The sequence below is a fragment of the Flammeovirga pacifica genome, assembly GCF_000807855.2.
Classification (GTDB): Bacteria; Bacteroidota; Bacteroidia; order Cytophagales; family Flammeovirgaceae; genus Flammeovirga; species Flammeovirga pacifica.
On record NZ_JRYR02000001.1, the window covers coordinates 2830614 to 2847481 of the forward strand.

The 16868-nt window shown below is 32.4% G+C and carries 12 protein-coding genes; 10 read left to right on the forward strand and 2 right to left on the reverse strand.

Translation table 11 applies throughout. The annotated features are described in order from the left end of the window. Positions 1-10 precede the first annotated feature (10 nt). Positions 11-640 (reverse strand): HAD family hydrolase, encoded by a 630-nt coding sequence (locus NH26_RS11015; protein WP_044222944.1) that lies wholly within the window; start codon positions 638-640, stop codon positions 11-13. A 119-nt stretch (positions 641-759) separates the two neighbouring features. On the opposite strand from NH26_RS11015, the gene NH26_RS11020 reads away from it, so the two are divergent. The 8 genes from NH26_RS11020 to NH26_RS11055 all read left to right on the forward strand — a co-directional run bounded on the left by NH26_RS11020 (position 760) and on the right by NH26_RS11055 (position 12731). Beyond that, on the forward strand, positions 760-2370 hold the full coding sequence (locus tag NH26_RS11020) for a mechanosensitive ion channel family protein (protein WP_044222946.1): 1611 nt from the start codon (positions 760-762) through the stop codon (positions 2368-2370). A gap of 219 nt (positions 2371-2589) precedes the next feature. Beyond that, positions 2590-4215 (forward strand): mechanosensitive ion channel family protein, encoded by a 1626-nt coding sequence (locus tag NH26_RS11025; protein ID WP_084812140.1) that lies wholly within the window; start codon positions 2590-2592, stop codon positions 4213-4215. Further along, complete coding sequence (locus NH26_RS11030) at positions 4212-7853, forward strand: PAS domain S-box protein (RefSeq protein WP_044222954.1); 3642 nt, start codon at positions 4212-4214, stop codon at positions 7851-7853. Before NH26_RS11025 ends, NH26_RS11030 begins: the two co-directional genes overlap by 4 nt. A 112-nt stretch (positions 7854-7965) precedes the next feature. Beyond that, on the forward strand, positions 7966-8385 hold the full coding sequence (locus tag NH26_RS11035) for a hypothetical protein (RefSeq protein WP_044222957.1): 420 nt from the start codon (positions 7966-7968) through the stop codon (positions 8383-8385). Positions 8386-8412: 27 nt separating this feature from the next. Beyond that, entirely contained in the window at positions 8413-9003 is a 591-nt protein-coding gene (locus tag NH26_RS11040) for a penicillin-binding protein activator LpoB (RefSeq protein ID WP_044222959.1), read from the forward strand. A gap of 134 nt (positions 9004-9137) precedes the next feature. Then, positions 9138-10529 (forward strand): COG3014 family protein, encoded by a 1392-nt coding sequence (locus tag NH26_RS11045; RefSeq protein ID WP_044222960.1) that lies wholly within the window; start codon positions 9138-9140, stop codon positions 10527-10529. Between the two features lie 184 nt (positions 10530-10713). Further along, complete coding sequence (locus NH26_RS11050) at positions 10714-12174, forward strand: sodium:solute symporter (RefSeq protein WP_044222962.1); 1461 nt, start codon at positions 10714-10716, stop codon at positions 12172-12174. Positions 12175-12245: 71 nt separating this feature from the next. Continuing rightward, positions 12246-12731, forward strand: a complete 486-nt coding sequence (locus tag NH26_RS11055) for a hypothetical protein (protein ID WP_139263012.1) — start codon at positions 12246-12248, stop codon at positions 12729-12731. A 17-nt stretch (positions 12732-12748) separates the two neighbouring features. Here the strand turns inward: NH26_RS11055 and recO are convergent, their stop codons facing one another. Next, positions 12749-13459 carry a DNA repair protein RecO gene (gene recO / locus NH26_RS11060; RefSeq protein ID WP_044222969.1) on the reverse strand — a complete coding sequence of 237 codons (711 nt, stop codon included), beginning with the start codon at positions 13457-13459 and terminating at the stop codon, positions 12749-12751. A 74-nt stretch (positions 13460-13533) separates the two neighbouring features. On the opposite strand from recO, the gene dnaG reads away from it, so the two are divergent. After that, positions 13534-15762, forward strand: a complete 2229-nt coding sequence (dnaG, locus tag NH26_RS11065) for a DNA primase (RefSeq protein ID WP_044222972.1) — start codon at positions 13534-13536, stop codon at positions 15760-15762. A 192-nt stretch (positions 15763-15954) separates the two neighbouring features. Then, positions 15955-16860: a sulfate adenylyltransferase subunit CysD gene (cysD, locus tag NH26_RS11070; protein WP_044222975.1), complete on the forward strand. Its 906-nt coding sequence runs from the start codon at positions 15955-15957 to the stop codon at positions 16858-16860. Positions 16861-16868 lie beyond the last annotated feature (8 nt).

Genomic DNA, 16868 nt, shown 5'->3' on the forward strand with positions numbered 1-16868 from the left:
ACATACTTTATTAATACATATCTATAGATTTAAGAAATCCGATCACATTCAAATCATCCAAATGATGTGCATGTAAACCTGCTTTCTTTGCCCCTTCAACATGCTGAATAGAATCATCAATAAATAAAGTGGTTGATTTATCTAAATCATTTTCTTTGATCACCGTCTCAAAAATACTAGGATGAGGCTTCCTATCAGACATTTCATAAGAATAGTACCCCTTCTCAAAAAGGTTTTTAAAATCACCAAAGTCTTCTCCTAAAGTATTTTTTACGATATCATTAAAAGCATTGATATGAATTTCGTTGGTATTTGATAATAAGAAAATTCTATACTTCTTGGCTACCTCTTTCAACATATCAATTCTTTCTACAGGGAGATCTAATAGCATAGCATTCCAAGCTTCATCAATTTGATCATCAGTAATAGGTTCATTTACTAAATCTCTGATTCCTTTTCTAAAATCATCCGATGAGATATTACCTTTTTCATATTCATCAAATAAAGTTGTCTGTTCTTTTTTGGTATAAAAAGGAGATACAGGTTTTTGTAAGATTTCTGAGAATTTTTCTAATGTATTTTCGTATCTTAAATTTAGGATAACACCTCCTAAGTCAAAAATGATTGCTTCGTATGACATTTTACTATAATTTTCACAAAATGCTCATCATGAAGTAATGAACATTTAATTTTGGTTAGAGGACGTTAACCCCTCTTATTTAATAGACCGATAAAGATACTATTGTTTTCAAATTAAAAATGAAATTATCTATTCCCTTTTTTTGTGTTTTAAGTTTTCTTATTGTTTTCCCTGTATTTGCTCAGGAAACAGAAGAAGAAATCATTATGGAGTCTTATCCTAATGATCATGATTTTTATAAATTTTACATTTACGATAGTGTGGAGTATTCTCAAAGCACACCCTATCATGCTTTACATACTCATATCGATTTCCTTGATGATCAAAATTATCATCCCTCTGTTGCTGCAAGAGTATTTCCGACTAAAATGGGAAGTCTTGAGGAACGTATAAATATGGCCGCAGAACTAAAATTAGTATTTGCCGCTAAAGGGATATACATCTCTGCATTGGATTTGCCTCTTGAGAAAGATTATATAGAGAAGAACACCCAAAAGAAAAGGTTTATCATTAATAGCAAAATACCAGATATTTATTTGATAAAAGTGGGAGAAAGATGGAGGTATTCTAGTTACTCTTGTTTGCGTATCAGAGAAATTTTTGAAGACTCTTACCCATCATATTCTAGGGCGTTTATTAAATACGTCTCTAAAATGGAAAAGGGACAAAAAATACTATTAGGATTAAAATTATGGCAATGGGGGGCTATTATTACCTTATTTATTTTAATGTACCTAACGTTCTTTATATCTCAATGGCTTGTTGCATTCATCATCAAATTATTGTTTTCAGGACAAGCTAAACCTCATATCATACACCTCATTATCAAGAAATATAGTAAGCCCTGTACTATTGCTTTATTAGCTTTCTTATTTTTCTTATGTCTCCCAATGCTTTTATTGGATTCTCAGATCATGAGAATTTTATCTCTATCTATTCGATTTGTTTTTGGGGTTTGTATAGCCATATTCATTTTTAGAACAGCTGATATTATCGTTTTACAGCTAATGAATTCTAAAAAGCACCTTTCCATTGATCAGCACTTGGAGCCTGTGTTACGTTCGTCTCTAAGAATTGTTGCTTTAATGATTGGCATACTATCTATCATGAAAATTTTAGGGTATGATATTACCAGCCTTGTTACTGGTATTTCTTTTGGTGGTTTGATTTTAGCTTTTGCCGCCCAAGATACTGTAAAGAATTTTATAGGTTCGATTATGTTATTTACTGATCAGCCCTTTAAGGTGGGTGACTCAGTAGTAGTCAAAGGACAAGCTGGAATTGTAGAAGAAATAGGGTTTAGAACAACTAAAATTAGAACTTTTGATAATTCACTCGTGATTTTACCTAATAATATTGCCGCAGATAATGATATAAATAACATGGGAAAACGTCAGTTTAGACGATTTAAATCTATGTTGACGATCGAATATGGCACACCTCCTGATAAAATCCGAGCATTTATTGACGGAATTAAATCGTGTATAGACCAGCATTCTACAACCAGAAAAGAAGGCTATCAAGTAAGACTCTTTCAGTTTTCAAGTAGTTCTATTGATGTTTATCTGAATGTCTTTTTTGAAACAGATGATTATGATATCGAATTAAAATCTAGGGAAGAGATGATGTTCTCAATTATGGAAGTTGCCCAAAAAGTAGGAGTCAACTTTGCGTTTCCTACTCAAACTATTCATCTTAATAAGGAAGATGATAAAGAAACTACCTTGTAATTATTATCAGTACTAAGCCAAAATTTTATCACACTAATTCATGTTATTTTTGGCTTAGTGCTTAATATTCTTTTATAAAAGAAATAAGTGAAAACATTTTAGTTGATATCACTACTGAATTCTTAAATTTACAGCTTGAAAATATCTATATGATATTAAAAATGATGTGATTTCATCAATTTGAGTTTACACCTCAAGATATCAGTCAAAATAAGCTTTATGAACAGATTCTTCCACTTACTTTTAATAGTATTTCTTCACCCATTTTTATTGATTGCACAGAATAATACTGACGATCTAAATATTCAAGAACAAAGTTATCCTACTGATCATAGTTTTTATGAATTTCAAAAATTTGATAGTGTAGAATATTCATTAAGTACACCATATCACGCTTTTCATACTCACCTTACTAATTTAGAAGAAACTTCTTTTCATCCAGATGTTGCTGCTCATGCTTTTCCTTCTAATGTTGGAGACATAGAAGAAAGGAAAAAAATGGCTATTGAACTAAAATTGATATTTTTAGCCAACAACATTTATATAAATAATATTGATCTTCCATTAACCAAAAAATATATTGATCCGAAGACTAAGTCAAGACGATTTGAGATTAGTAATAAGATTCCTAATATCTATTTAGAATACCAAAACGGAATGTGGAGGTACAGTACCTATTCGTGTAAATCCATTCATACCCTATTTAAAGATACTTATCCTTCATATACTAGAGAATTAGTACTTTACACTAGTAAATTACAAAGATCACAAGGGCAATTTTTAAATTTAAAAATTTGGCAATGGATTGCTATTTTCAGCCTCTCGATTTTAAGTTATTTGTTCTATTTTCTCAGTGTTTGGTTTACCGACAGTGTACTAAAGCGACTTATCTTAAAAGCAAAACAAGAACAATTAGCTAAGGTTGTTATACCAAAATTAAGACGACCTATTGTTTGGCTTAGTATCATGTTTTTCTTTTATGTAGCAGTTCCCTTTTTATTATTGCCAAGTGGAATCTCCTACATGGTTACACTTATAATTAAATTAGTTATTGGTGTTAATATAGCCATTCTTTTCTTTGAGCTAGCTGATATTTTGATCCTTAGAATTGGTGTTTTCTCAAAAAAATCAAAAAAGATCGATGAAAACCTCATCCCGATTCTTAAAGTGATTTTTAGAATCATTGCCATATCATTAGGTATTTTGATGGTACTTCAAATTATTGGCTATGATATTACTCATTTAATAACAGGTATTTCTTTTGGTGGTGTTGCTATTGCTTTTGCTGCACAAGACACTATCAAAAACTTTATTGGATCTGTAATGATTTTTGCAGACAGACCTTTTGAAGTGGGAGATTGGGTTAATGTTCGAGGACAAGAGGGAATTGTAGAAGAAATTGGTTTTAGAACCACTAGAATTAGAACATTTGCCAACTCGTTATTAAATATTCCTAATGGCACAGTAGCGGATAGTGATATTGATAATCTTGGAAAAAGGGAATTTAGAAGATTTAAAACCTACTTATCAATACCTTATGGAACTCCTCCAGAGAAAATTGAAATGTTTATTAAAGCCATTAAAAAAGCTGTAGAAGAACACCCTAGAACAAGAAAAGACTTCTATGAAGTAAGATTGAATAACTTTTCTCGTTCATCTTTAGATATTCTTTTGTATATTTTCTTTATTACTAAAGATTGGAGTGAAGAATTGCAAGCCAGAGAATATCTAATGCTTAAAATATTACGTATTGCAGAGCAAATGGGTATTGATTTTGCATTTCCTACTCAAACTATTCATCTCGCTCAAAATGATCGAGAACTCATTGATGAACAACAACAATGAATAAAGACAGTTCCGCCCACATAACAACAGATAACAATTACTTTAAAATATTCGAAGACTCCTTTCAAAAAAGTGATCTTCCCAACTTTGGTCTTAATGACAATGGGATAATTGTTTTTTGGAACGAAGCCATGTTAACTTTATCCGATTTTTATCCTGAAGAAACAATTGGCAAGCACTATTCTGAATATTTTGATATTTTCCATTTCGAGAGAAACTTTTCTTTAAAAGGTCTGACGCAATCGTTAAATGCCAAAATGCGTAATCGAAATGGTAACGAACTGTTACTCAAAATTGGAGGAACTCATGTATGTCAACAAGGAGTTGATCACGTTTATGTACATGTTCAGAATATCACAAAAGAAACTTTTCATGTTCAAGAACTGATCAAAAGTAATACTCTGATGAAGGATATTTTCACTTCATCAAAAGAAATGGTTGTTGTCTTTGATCGAAAGGGATATATAAAATTTGCTAGCGACCCGTTCAAACAACTCCTTAATCTTACTGATTCAGAATTAAAAAAAATCTTTTTTATTGATTTAGTTCCTAAAGAATATCAAGAAAGATTACTGATTAGTTTAAAGCTATCTGAAGAATCTACCTCAGAAAAGAAAATTGAACTTGCTTTTGAACATGAATCCAAAAGAAAAATCACTAATTGTCAAATCAGTTTTAAAAAAGATTCAAATGCTTGTTATCAATTACATTTAACAGATATAACTGATAAAAAAAGAAAAGACAGAGAACAAGAAGTTATCATTACTTTCGCAAAACTGTTACAACAAAACTTTGGGATAAACGATCTCTTTGAGAAAGTTTATCTAGCCATGAAATTAGTTGTAGACATTGAAAGTTTTATTGTGGTAAGGAAAAAAGTGTTTCATACAGGAATGTATATCGCTTTTAACAATCACACTAGATCCAACAACAAAGCACTAGTACCCGCGTCGGACTTTGCACTACAAATGGTAGATGTTTTAAACAGACCGATGTTTATGTATAAAGAAGTCATTGAAAAACTGGCTGATCAATACAATCTAAAACTAGAAAAAGTACCTGAAATATGGATGGGCTTACCTTTGGTAACCAATAATCAAAAAATGGGTATGATTGTCATTCAATCATTTACCAATAGAAAGGCTTTTAGCAAACCCGATCTGAACTTATTTGATTTAGCAACAGGACTTTTAGCTGCGGCTATAATTAGAGATCAATCTCAACTTAAAGTAAGAACGCAAAGAGCACAATTAGAAGCTATTTTTGAAAGTGGTTCTCAAGCAATTTGGACATTCAATAAGAAAGGTGAAATCACTAGGCACAACCAAAGGTTTGCCGATATCATAAAAAAATATTCCAACCTTGAGTTAATACAAGGAATGTCTATCAGAGATATTCTTCCTCATGAAATGTCTCCTATTGAATTTTGGAAAGAGAAAGTAAGAAATGTTTTTGATGGTAAATCAGAATCGTTTGAATTTAAGTTCAATACTTTTGCCAAAGAAGAACAATGGCACTCTATTTCTCTTAACCCTGTAAGAATGCACAGTGGTGATGGAGAAATTATTCAAGAAATCGCCGGAGTAACTAAGAATATTACAAATAGAAAGAAAATGGAACTTCACTTAGCAGATAGTGAAGAACTGTTCCGTAATATTTTTGAAACATTACAAGATGTATATTTCAGAACTGATTTAGAAGGGAAATTCATCCTTATCTCTCCATCTGTGAAAGAAATGTTAGGAGAAGATCAAATGGATGTGGTGGACAAACATGTGACAGAATACTACATTAGTGAGTCACAATTGTCAAGATTAATGAAGGAATTGGCCATCAAAAAATCGGTCAAAAACTACGAAAGTACCGTAAGGAATAAAAAAGGTGAGGTAAGATATATTCTATCCAACTTTAGACTGATTTATGATAAAGAAAAGAGACCAAATGGTGTTGAAGGTTTGGCTCGTGATATCACTCCTATCAAACAATCTGAACATGAATTAAGAGAAGCGAAGGATTTAGCAGAACGTTCTTTAGAAGTTAAACGTCAGTTTTTATCAAATATGTCTCATGAAATCCGAACACCTATGAATGGTGTAATTGGTATGGTAGACTTATTAAGTACAACAAAACTGACGAAGGAACAAACTAAATATGTTTCTACTATTAAGCGATCATCAGAAATTTTATTGAATATTCTGAATGATATTCTAGACTTATCAAAAATTGAAGCTGGTAAAATGGAGCTTCGTCCTTTACCAATTGATATAAGAACTACGATATCAAAACTGATTGCATTATTCCATCAAAATGCAAAAAATAAAAATACCATCTTAAGCTCGAATGTTAGTAATAATGTTCCTAATGTTATCCTCGCCGACGAGACAAGATTACTCCAAATTCTATCTAATTTAACCTCAAATGCTATCAAGTTTACTGATGGCGGAACGGTACAAATTGATGTTAATGGAGTACAAAAATTCAATGGTGTTTATACTCTTATGTTTGATGTAATTGATAATGGTTGTGGTATATCGCCCGAAGGGCAAAAACACCTTTTCAAACAATTTAGTCAAGTAGAAGAAGATTCTTATAAAAGAACCAAAGGCGGAACAGGTTTAGGCTTATCGATTTCCCAAGAACTCTGTAATATGATGAGTGGGGATATTGGTGTAGAGTCAGAAGTTGGAGATGGTAGTACTTTTTGGTTTACAATTGAGGTAAAAGAGGTCAATCATCTTACCCCTACTAATATTGCAGAAGATGTAAAAGAGATATTTTCTCCTAAAATTTCTGTCCAACAGCCTAAGATACTTGTCGTAGATGATAACAGTGTCAATTTAATGGTAGCTGAAAGTATTCTGAAAAAAGCAGGATGCAATACCACCACTGCCAATAGTGGCAACCGTACTATTGAGCTTTTATCCGACGGTCATCTATTTGATATGATCTTTATGGATATTCAAATGCCTAATATGAACGGTATGGAAACAACTCAGAAAATACATGAGATGTTTCCTGAGGTAAAAACACCTATTATTGCGATGACGGCTTTTACCCTTCAGGAAGAACAAGAGGAGTTTATGAAGGCCGGTATGGATGATTTTCTTCCTAAACCGATCAAAGCCCATGATCTTTTACAAAAAGTTGAAAAGATCATTACAAAAAACCTTCATACCGATACGAAAAACACTAAGAAGGAAGAGGTTACTGTAGAAGTAATAGAAGAAGATATTATTGAGATTATTAATAACGAGGAAAAAGCACCAAGAACTGATCTTGATGTTGATGAGAACGGTAATGTTATTATTGATTATTCAATTACGGCTGAATTAGCTAAATATGGAGGAGTAGAATTAATCGAATTATCTTTCATGGATTTTATTAATGAAGGTGATCAATTAATTCACGATTTGGTCGAAGCAAAAAACAGAAAGAATGTCGATGAAATAAAATCTATAATGCACACTTTTAAAGGAACAGCTGCAACCATAGGAATTATGAAATTGGCAGAAAAAGCAAAACAATCTGAACAAAAATTAAAAGTGTCTGACACAACTGGTCTTTGGGATGATATTGATGACGTTTTCTCTCTATATGAGGAATTTAAGTTATCATGGAATAAATATTTAGGACTTTAAAATTTTCTTGAATAAATTCACAGCACAATGTTATTCTCATAAAAGAATTATAGAAATGTAACTTTAATGTTTAAAAAACGTTGTGCCTATTAATAAAAATCAAATATACACCATGAAAAATCACACTAAACTCGGAAGCTTAATTACCTTATTCTTTGCAATATTTCTTTTATCATCTGTTGAATCAAAAGCTCAGGATATTGAAAAAAGAAAACAATATTTAATTAGTAAAGACTGGACCATCACTGAGGTAAAAAGAGAAAAACTAACCAAACAAGAAGTTTACGCTTTAGACGAAGGAAATACACTTCACTTCTCTATTGACAAGAAATTTGGTTTTAAAAACAATAAAAACGAATATCTTGCAGGCAAATGGGTTATGGCAGGAAAAAAATCCTTACTATTAACCCACGGAAAAGGAGATGGTTCTTCGGAAACTGCCTCTTCTAGATTCAAAATTATAAGAATTTCTGAAACTAGAATCATCCTCAAAAAATTAGATAAGCCAAAAGGCAAATTTGTTTTACAATAATTTAATAACTTAAGAATATAGACTATAATGAAGTTTACTAAAACAATCGCATTAGCAATCGCTTTTATATCATTATTGATTGTTGGATCATGTTCAAGATCTGTTACACGTATGGACCCTAATCAAGCGGTTGATATTAGTGGACGTTGGAACGATACTGATTCTAAACAAGTATCTAAAGATATGATTTCAGATGTGATGAGCCGTCCTTGGTTACCTAACTTTGAAAACTCTAAAAATAGAAAGCCTGTAGTTATTGTAGGTGGAGTAATCAATAAATCTCATGAGCATATCGAGGCGGAAACCTTTATTAAAGATATCGAACGTGAATTTGTGAACTCTGGAAAAGTTAGAGTAGTAGAAAACGATCAGTTTAGAGCGCAATTACGTGCTGAGCAACAGTCACAACAAGTGAATGCTTCTGAGGAAACTCAAAAGAAAATTGCTCAAGAACTTGGTGCTGATTTCATTATGTTCGGAACAATCAATTCTACTGTTGACCAATTGAAAAAAGAAAAATTAGTAAACTACAAGATCAACTTGGAGTTAGCTGATTTGGAAACTACTGAAAAGGTGTGGATTGGTGACAAAGAAATCAAAAAATACATCAAAAACTAGTAACTAATAATAAGTATAGAAACCTCTATACTTCACATTATTAATTACCATAATTTCTCCTTACCTCCAAGTATTTTTGAGGTAAGGAGATTTCCTATTTTTTCACTTCAACCTTCCTTTAATTCTTTAAAAGAATGAAGTACTACCTCCGATTTTTTGTTTGTGCCATAGTCGCCTGTATAGTGGTAGCTTGTGCCCCTACTTTTTATGAAAAAACTTATGAGTTTAATAAAGCTCTTGCTGAGGGTAACTTTGATGCTGCTGCATTAATGATGTCTCAAAGTGAGAAGAAAATGAGTAAAGGGCGTCTCGAGTTTCTTTATTTAGTAAACTCTGGTATGGTTGCTTCTCTACAAGATAACTTTGAGAAAAGTAATCAAGATTTTCAAAAAGCAGATATCTTTATTGAAGATCATAAGAAAAATGCTTTTGAAGAAGGTGGAGCCTTATTATTAAATCCCAACCTAACTACTTACCCAGGAGAAGATCATGAAAAATTGATGGTCAATTATTTCAAAGCACTTAATTACCTCGAAATGAGACAATACAACGAAGCACTTGTAGAGTGTAAACGTATGAATCTTCGTCTCAATCAACTTAGTGATAAATACAAATCCGATAAAAAATACAAAAGAGATGCCTTCATCAATGTAATGATGGGTATCGTTTATGAAGCATTCAATGACCCCAACAATGCTTTCATTGCTTATCGTAATGCTTTAGATATCTATCAAAATGATTACGCTAAGCTATTCAAAATGCCTGTTCCAGATCAATTAAAGTTTGATTTAATTAGAACGGCTAGAGAAACTGGGTTATACGATGAAGCCGATAAGTATGCTACTCAATTTGGAATGGATTTCCAAAAAGATGATAGTTATGCGCACCTCACACTTTTATGGAATAATGGTATGTCTCCTGTAAAAGCTGAATGGGGAGTTAATTTTGCTATTATTCAAGGAAGTAATGGATATGTTACTTTTGTCAATAAAGAATTAGGATTGAGCTTCCCTTTCTATTGTGGAAATGATATGCCCGCTGTAACATGGATTAAAGCTGTGTTCCCTAAATATGTGGAGCGTAAAAATTTTTATAAACATGCTCGTCTTGTTGGTGCTGATAATATTGCCTATAAATTTTCTCATGCAGAAAATATCAATGCGATATCTTTTAAGGTACTAGAAGAAAGAATGCTATTAGAGTTTTCTAAATCTTTATTAAGAGTAGCAATGAAACAAAGTATTGCAGCAAGAGTAGGGCAAGAAAATGAAGGTTTAGGTGCTGCTTTAAGTATATTAGGTTCTGCATCAGAATCTGCTGATACTCGATCTTGGCAATCTCTCCCTAGAGATATTTCTTACACAAGAATTCCTTTAAAAGAAGGGCAAACTTCTGTAGAAATCATTTTAACTAATGACAAAGGTGTTGAAGAGAAAAAAACGATTCCTTTGCCTCAATTTGGAAAAGGAGAAAACGTAGTTTTACCTTATTACAGTTTAGCGTCTTATGCTGCTAAAGCATATTAATACACTAACATAATTAGAAAATGGAGGCTGTACTAATCATAGTACAGCCTCTTTTTTTATTTATATCAGATAACAATATGTAGCTTATTCATTATATTTTGAAGATTTCGATTTAATTTACAGTTTTACATTCTCAGTGATCACCTGAGTTCGAAAAAATCAATTCAATTTCGATTACAAACAGATGAATATTACAGCTTATCAAAGTTTCTTTATATATACGGGGTATGTTATTCTCCTATTTATCATTTCATACTTTACTAACAAAACCAACTCCACTACTTCCTTTTTTAACGGGAACAAGAAATCACCTTGGTACGCAGTGGCCTATGGAATGATTGGTACTACATTATCTGGGGTAACTTTTATTTCGCTACCAGGTATTGTTAAAGCAGCTGGTTTCTCTTATTTACAAATGAGTTTAGGTTATGTCGTAGGTTACTTAGTAATAGCTTACGTACTAATGCCTATTTATTATAAGCATCAATTGATATCTATTTACGGTTACTTAGAAAACCGATTTAATAGTATTGCCTATAAAACAGGGTCAGCCTTCTTTTTATTATCTAGAAGTTTGCAAGCTGCAGGAAAATTGTTTTTGATGGCTACAGTACTTCAAACTTTTATTTTTGATCCATTACATCTTCCTTTTACAATTAATGCTGCTTTTCTATTGTTGATTATTAGTTTATACACACTAAAAGGGGGTATTAAAACCGTAGTTTGGACGGATACACTTCAAACTACTTTTATGATTCTAGCCGGTGTTTTCACATTAGTTCTTATTTCTAATAGTTTAGATACCTCATTATTTAGTCTTTGGAACAGAGTAATTGATGAAGGAACCTATACAAAAGTTTTCAACTGGGATGTAAATAGTAGTGGCTATTTCTGGAAACAATTTATTTCTGGAGCATTTATCGTAATTGTCATGACGGGATTGGATCAAGATATGATGCAGAAAAGTTTAACCATAAAATCATTAAAAAAATCTCAATTGAATATGGTTAGTTTTAGTATCGTGCTTTTATTCACCATCTCATTATTCTTAATACTCGGTGCTTTTTTATATACTTTTGCTACAGATATAGGTTTAGAGTTCCCTTCAAAATCAGATCAATTATACCCTTTAATCGCTCAACAAAAATTAGGTTTTGTGGGTGCTTGTATATTTTTATTAGGTGTAATAGCAGCTGCATTCTCAAGTGCCGATTCTGCCATTACCTCTTTAACAACAGCTTTATGTATCGACTTTTTAGGATTTAATTCTGATAGTCTAAAAAGTACTAAAGCAGAAAGTATCAAAAAAGGAGTACATCTTGGCTTTGCCCTCCTACTTTTCTTATTAGTTATCTATTTTGAAGCGATTAATGATACCAATGCTTTAGACACCATCTTGAAATTAGCTACGTATACCTATGGTCCTTTATTAGGATTATATGCCTTTGGAATTATGATGAACGAGAAGTTTCAGCCAAAGTTTATACCACTAATTTGTATTATTTCACCGCTTCTTTGTTATTTTTTACAAACAAATTCTGAAAACTTGTTGAATGGGTACAAATTTGGATATGAATTATTACTACTAAATGGAACATTCACATTTATAGGACTGTTTTTTAGTAGTTTACCTTTAAAGAAATAAACTTTCATCACAATCAAATTAAACATAAAAGGTAATATTCTAGTTTAATAATTAACAAGTAACGACAAGCTATGAAATCAATATATTTCATGATGATTAGTGTTGTCATTGGATTAACTACCACAAATAACTTTCTAAGTCTAGATAATTATGACTTAAAGAAAATAATTCACTTGGATTCTAAGGCTGCTAAAAAGTCGATTAAAGTATCTGGGATTAATACGAATTTATCTCAACCTATTCATGGAGAGTTAGGTAACTTTGACAACATTTATATTAAAATATCAAGTACAAATTCTATATCATTATTAGACATAGAACACGACGGCTTTACTGTGCATGCAGCAGATCAAAAAGAGAGTAATGAAAATGTAAATCTAATTGGATTAACTTTCCCGCTGAAACATCAAAAAGCAACCATTTTAAACCTTAGAAAATTTATTAATCATTCTATAAAAAAGAAAGGCAACCACATTGTCAAAATCAAATTATGCAATAAAGAAGAGTTTGAAAATGAAGAAATAATTGAGAAAACAATTAAAATAGCTGTTGATTAGCAGCACAATATCCATAGTTAAGAATTTCTACTTTTTGACCTTCTTAATGATTCTCCCATTTCCCTTAAAATTCGTAAAGAAGTAAGTTCACCAAAATTGGGTAACTGCATAGTATAAAATTTCACTAAATGGTCCATAATCTCTCTTCGAATAGCAAGAGGGAATTTATAATCATGTGTATAAGGTTGTTGAAGTAAGACTTCGATACATTCCTCCAATTTTTCATCTATGTAGGCCATCGATTGTGTTTCATTCAATAACATTTGAGCTGATGCTATCCCAATTCCTAAATGATGACTCAACCTAAGCATAAACTGTAAAGTGAAAGAATTCCAGTTTTGGTTTATATTATCTAGTTCAATCAAACTATCTTCTAAAAATTGATACAATTCTTGATTACCTACTTCATCTGACCTTAAGGTCTTTTCTAAGAGTTCTGATAAAAAAGTAAGAATCATCGATTTTTGAGGGTTCGTTCTTAGAGACATCAACATTATGCCAATTCTTACTTCTTTGACCATCATTAAAGAAGGCGTTCCTTTTTCATACACTTGTAAATCCAAAATATTTAAAGGAAGGTAAAACGAGGCTTTATTGTTCTTTTTAGAATAGGCACCTTTTATAATATAATCTCGCCTTCCAAACTTTTCGGTATAGACATGAGCAATCAAAGATGATTCTTGATACCTCATATTGCTTAAAACTATACCTTTTGTAGACTCAATCATTTTTATTACGTTTCTTAACCATTAAGTTTAATACAATATCCTAAATTTGTAGTTGAATCCTATAAATAAGTGCAATGATCCCTCAGGAAACCGTTGAAGAAATAAAAAGAACGCTTGATATCGTAGAAGTAGTCGAAGATTTTGTCACCTTAAAGAAAAAAGGTAAATCTTGGATTGGCATCTGTCCTTTCCACGTCGACAATTCTCCTTCTATGTACGTTACTCCAAGTATGAACCTCTACAAGTGTTTTTCTTGTGGAGCTTCTGGGGATGCTATCAAATTTGTTCAAGAAAAAGAAGGGAAATCTTATGTTGAAGCACTAAAGTATTTAGCAGCTAAATATGGGATCAAAATAGTCGAAAAAAAGAGATCTCCTGAAGAAGAAGAAAAAGCCAAGAGGAAAGAAAGTATTTTCTTAACCATGAACTTTGCTAAAGATTACTTCATGCGTATGATGCAAACTTCTGATGAAGGTAAATCTTTAGGATTAGGTTATTTTAAAAACAGAGGATATAACGGGGATACCATTAATAAATTTGAATTAGGGTATAGTCTCGACTCTTGGGATTCATTAGAAAAAGAAGCAACGAATAAAGGATATACTTTAGAGTCACTTGGACAAGCTGGACTTCAATCAGAAAATGAAAAAGGGAAAAAATACGATCGTTTCAGAGGTCGTGTAATGTTTCCTATTCATGATTTATCGGGTAGAGTGATCGCTTTTGGGGCAAGGACTTTAAAAAAAGATGGCAAACCAAAATACCTTAATTCGCCTGAGACAGAAATTTATCATAAAAGTGATGCTTTATATGGTATTTACCAGTCGAAGGATGCACTTAGAGTAAAAGATAGATGTTATCTAGTAGAAGGTTACACCGATGTAATTTCTCTCAATCAATCAGGTATTGAAAATGTGGTTGCCTCTTCAGGTACAGCACTTACAGAAGGACAAATCAAACAAATAAAACGTTTTACTAATAATGTTACTGCACTTTTTGATGGTGATGCCGCTGGTTTAAAAGCAGCCATTCGAGGAGTCGACATGTTATTAGAACAAGGCCTGAATGTACGTGTAGTAAGACTGCCTGATGGTGAAGACCCTGATAGTTTTTGCTCTTCTTTAGGCGGTGATAAATTTGCTGAATATCTAAAGAGAGAAGAAACTGACTTTATTCTTTTTGCAGCAAGGTTATACAACGAGGAAGCCAAAAATGACCCTATCAAAAAAGGGGAAAAGATCAGAGAAGTACTGATGAGTATCGTTAAAATTCCTGATACCATCCAACAAGAAATATTTTTAAAAGAATGTGCTCAAGTTTTTGAAATTTCTGTAGAAGGGCTGGCTAAAAACCTTCAAGAGATTAAACAAAAAGAACTTGAACAAGCTGAAAAACGAAGAAATCAACAAAGAAGACCTTATGAAAACCCTTATGGTGGTGGATCAATAGATGCAAGTCCTTCACATGACGCACCGCCCCCACCATTACCTCCAATGGGTTTTGATAACTTTTCTAACGAACCACCTCCAACACCTCCTCCTTTTGATGATGTTCCTCCTCCTCCAATGGATTTTGATGGTGGTTTTGAACGTGACTTTGGTGGAGATGAAATTCCCCCACCAGTACCTTTTCCTTTAGATGATGTTCCTCCACCTTCTATGGAGCCAGTAATAGAAATAGGCGATGCACCAATATTACCTCCATTAGGAGAGGTTACGCCTTCTACTACTCAAAAACCTGATAGTCCTAAAGGACCTTCACGTTTAAAAAGATTGGGTATTCATGAAGAAGAATATATTAGAATTTTGATGCTTTACGGAGATCAACATATTAATGATGAGGTAGGTTACATCTATCAATATCTTTTTGATGAACTCGGAAATATGATGTTAGAAGACCTATTTTGTCAACAAATATTAGTGGATTATAAGAATGAAACTGCCATGGGAGAAATCCCATCCATCAACTTTTTTAAAGAAAAATACAGTTCTGAAAAAGATAGAAAAAGAATTCTAAATATTATAGGTGAAGATACACATGAACCTTCTGCCGAATGGACAAAACGCCATAAAATCAATATTCCTAAAAAAGATGAGAACATAGGTAAATTGGCCTATAACTCTCTACTGTATTATAAAATGGCCTATCTAACAGACTTAATTAACCAATGTCAGGAGGGCTTACTATTAGCTGAAAAGAATAAAAATGATGAAAAAATGATGGAAGCACTTCAGCTTATGACATTATTATCACAGCAAAGAAAAGAGATTGCAAAACAACTAGGTATCACTATAAAACTTTAGGTACATTTTTCATCATCAATGAATTACAAAGTAGATATAATTCAAAAATTTCAAAAAATTGATACTTCTGTTGACAATATTTTAATAGAATTTATTTCCATAGTAATCTTATAGAGTATATCTTTGTATCTTGTCAAAGAGTTTTTCACAAACTCAAAATGAATTAGACATAATAAAAATTATATATATCTAATGAGTAATTATCAACTTTCACATTTGGACGAGTTGGAAGCTGAAGCAATTTACATATTACGTGAAGTGTTTGCTCAGTTCCAAAATCCAGCACTATTATTCTCTGGTGGTAAAGATTCGATTACGGTAGCTCATTTGGCTAAAAAGGCCTTCTACCCTGCTAAAATACCATTTACTTTTTTACATGTCGACACTGGACATAACTTCCCTGAAACAATTGCTTTTAGAGATGACCTAGTAAAAGACCTTGGAGTAAGACTTGCTGTTGGTTCTGTTCAAGAATCTATTAATGATGGTAGAGTTTTGGAAGAAACTGGTGCAAATGCAAGTAGAAATAAGCTTCAAATAACTACTCTATTAGATACTATCGAAGACGAAAACTTTGATGTTTGTATTGGTGGAGGTCGTCGTGATGAAGAAAAAGCTAGAGCAAAAGAGCGTTTCTTCTCTCACAGAGATGAATTTGGACAATGGGATCCAAAACGCCAACGCCCTGAGCTATGGAACTTATTTAACGGAAAATACAGTCAAGGAGAACACTTCAGAGCGTTCCCTATCTCTAACTGGACTGAATTTGATGTTTGGCAATACATCTTGAGAGAAAAGATTGAGATTCCTTCTCTTTACTTGGCTCATGAACGTGATGTAATTTGGAGAGATAACACTTGGTTACCAGTATCGGAGTATACTAAACTTCGTGAAGGGGAAAAAATCGAGAAAAAGAAAATTCGTTTTAGAACACTTGGTGATATCACTATTACTGGTGGTATTGAATCTGATGCTGACACTGTTGAAAAAGTAGTGGAAGAAGTATCAGCAATGCGTCAGACAGAAAGAGGTAACAGATCAGACGATAAGCGTTCTGAAACTTCTATGGAAGATCGTAAGAAAGAGGGTTATTTCTAAACTAAACA

Bases quoted from the DNA above. Each gene is read 5' to 3' on its own strand.
- NH26_RS11045 (WP_044222960.1), top strand. From the start codon at position 9,138: ATGAAGTACTACCTCCGATTTTTTGTTTGTGCCATAGTCGCCTGTATA.
- NH26_RS11020 (WP_044222946.1), top strand. From the start codon at position 760: ATGAAATTATCTATTCCCTTTTTTTGTGTTTTAAGTTTTCTTATTGTT.
- NH26_RS11050 (WP_044222962.1), top strand. From the start codon at position 10,714: ATGAATATTACAGCTTATCAAAGTTTCTTTATATATACGGGGTATGTT.
- NH26_RS11030 (WP_044222954.1), top strand. From the start codon at position 4,212: ATGAATAAAGACAGTTCCGCCCACATAACAACAGATAACAATTACTTT.
- cysD (WP_044222975.1), top strand. From the start codon at position 15,955: ATGAGTAATTATCAACTTTCACATTTGGACGAGTTGGAAGCTGAAGCA.
- NH26_RS11055 (WP_139263012.1), top strand. From the start codon at position 12,246: ATGAAATCAATATATTTCATGATGATTAGTGTTGTCATTGGATTAACT.
- NH26_RS11025 (WP_084812140.1), top strand. From the start codon at position 2,590: ATGAACAGATTCTTCCACTTACTTTTAATAGTATTTCTTCACCCATTT.
- NH26_RS11015 (WP_044222944.1), bottom strand. From the start codon at position 640: ATGTCATACGAAGCAATCATTTTTGACTTAGGAGGTGTTATCCTAAAT.
- NH26_RS11040 (WP_044222959.1), top strand. From the start codon at position 8,413: ATGAAGTTTACTAAAACAATCGCATTAGCAATCGCTTTTATATCATTA.
- NH26_RS11035 (WP_044222957.1), top strand. From the start codon at position 7,966: ATGAAAAATCACACTAAACTCGGAAGCTTAATTACCTTATTCTTTGCA.
- recO (WP_044222969.1), bottom strand. From the start codon at position 13,459: ATGATTGAGTCTACAAAAGGTATAGTTTTAAGCAATATGAGGTATCAA.
- dnaG (WP_044222972.1), top strand. From the start codon at position 13,534: ATGATCCCTCAGGAAACCGTTGAAGAAATAAAAAGAACGCTTGATATC.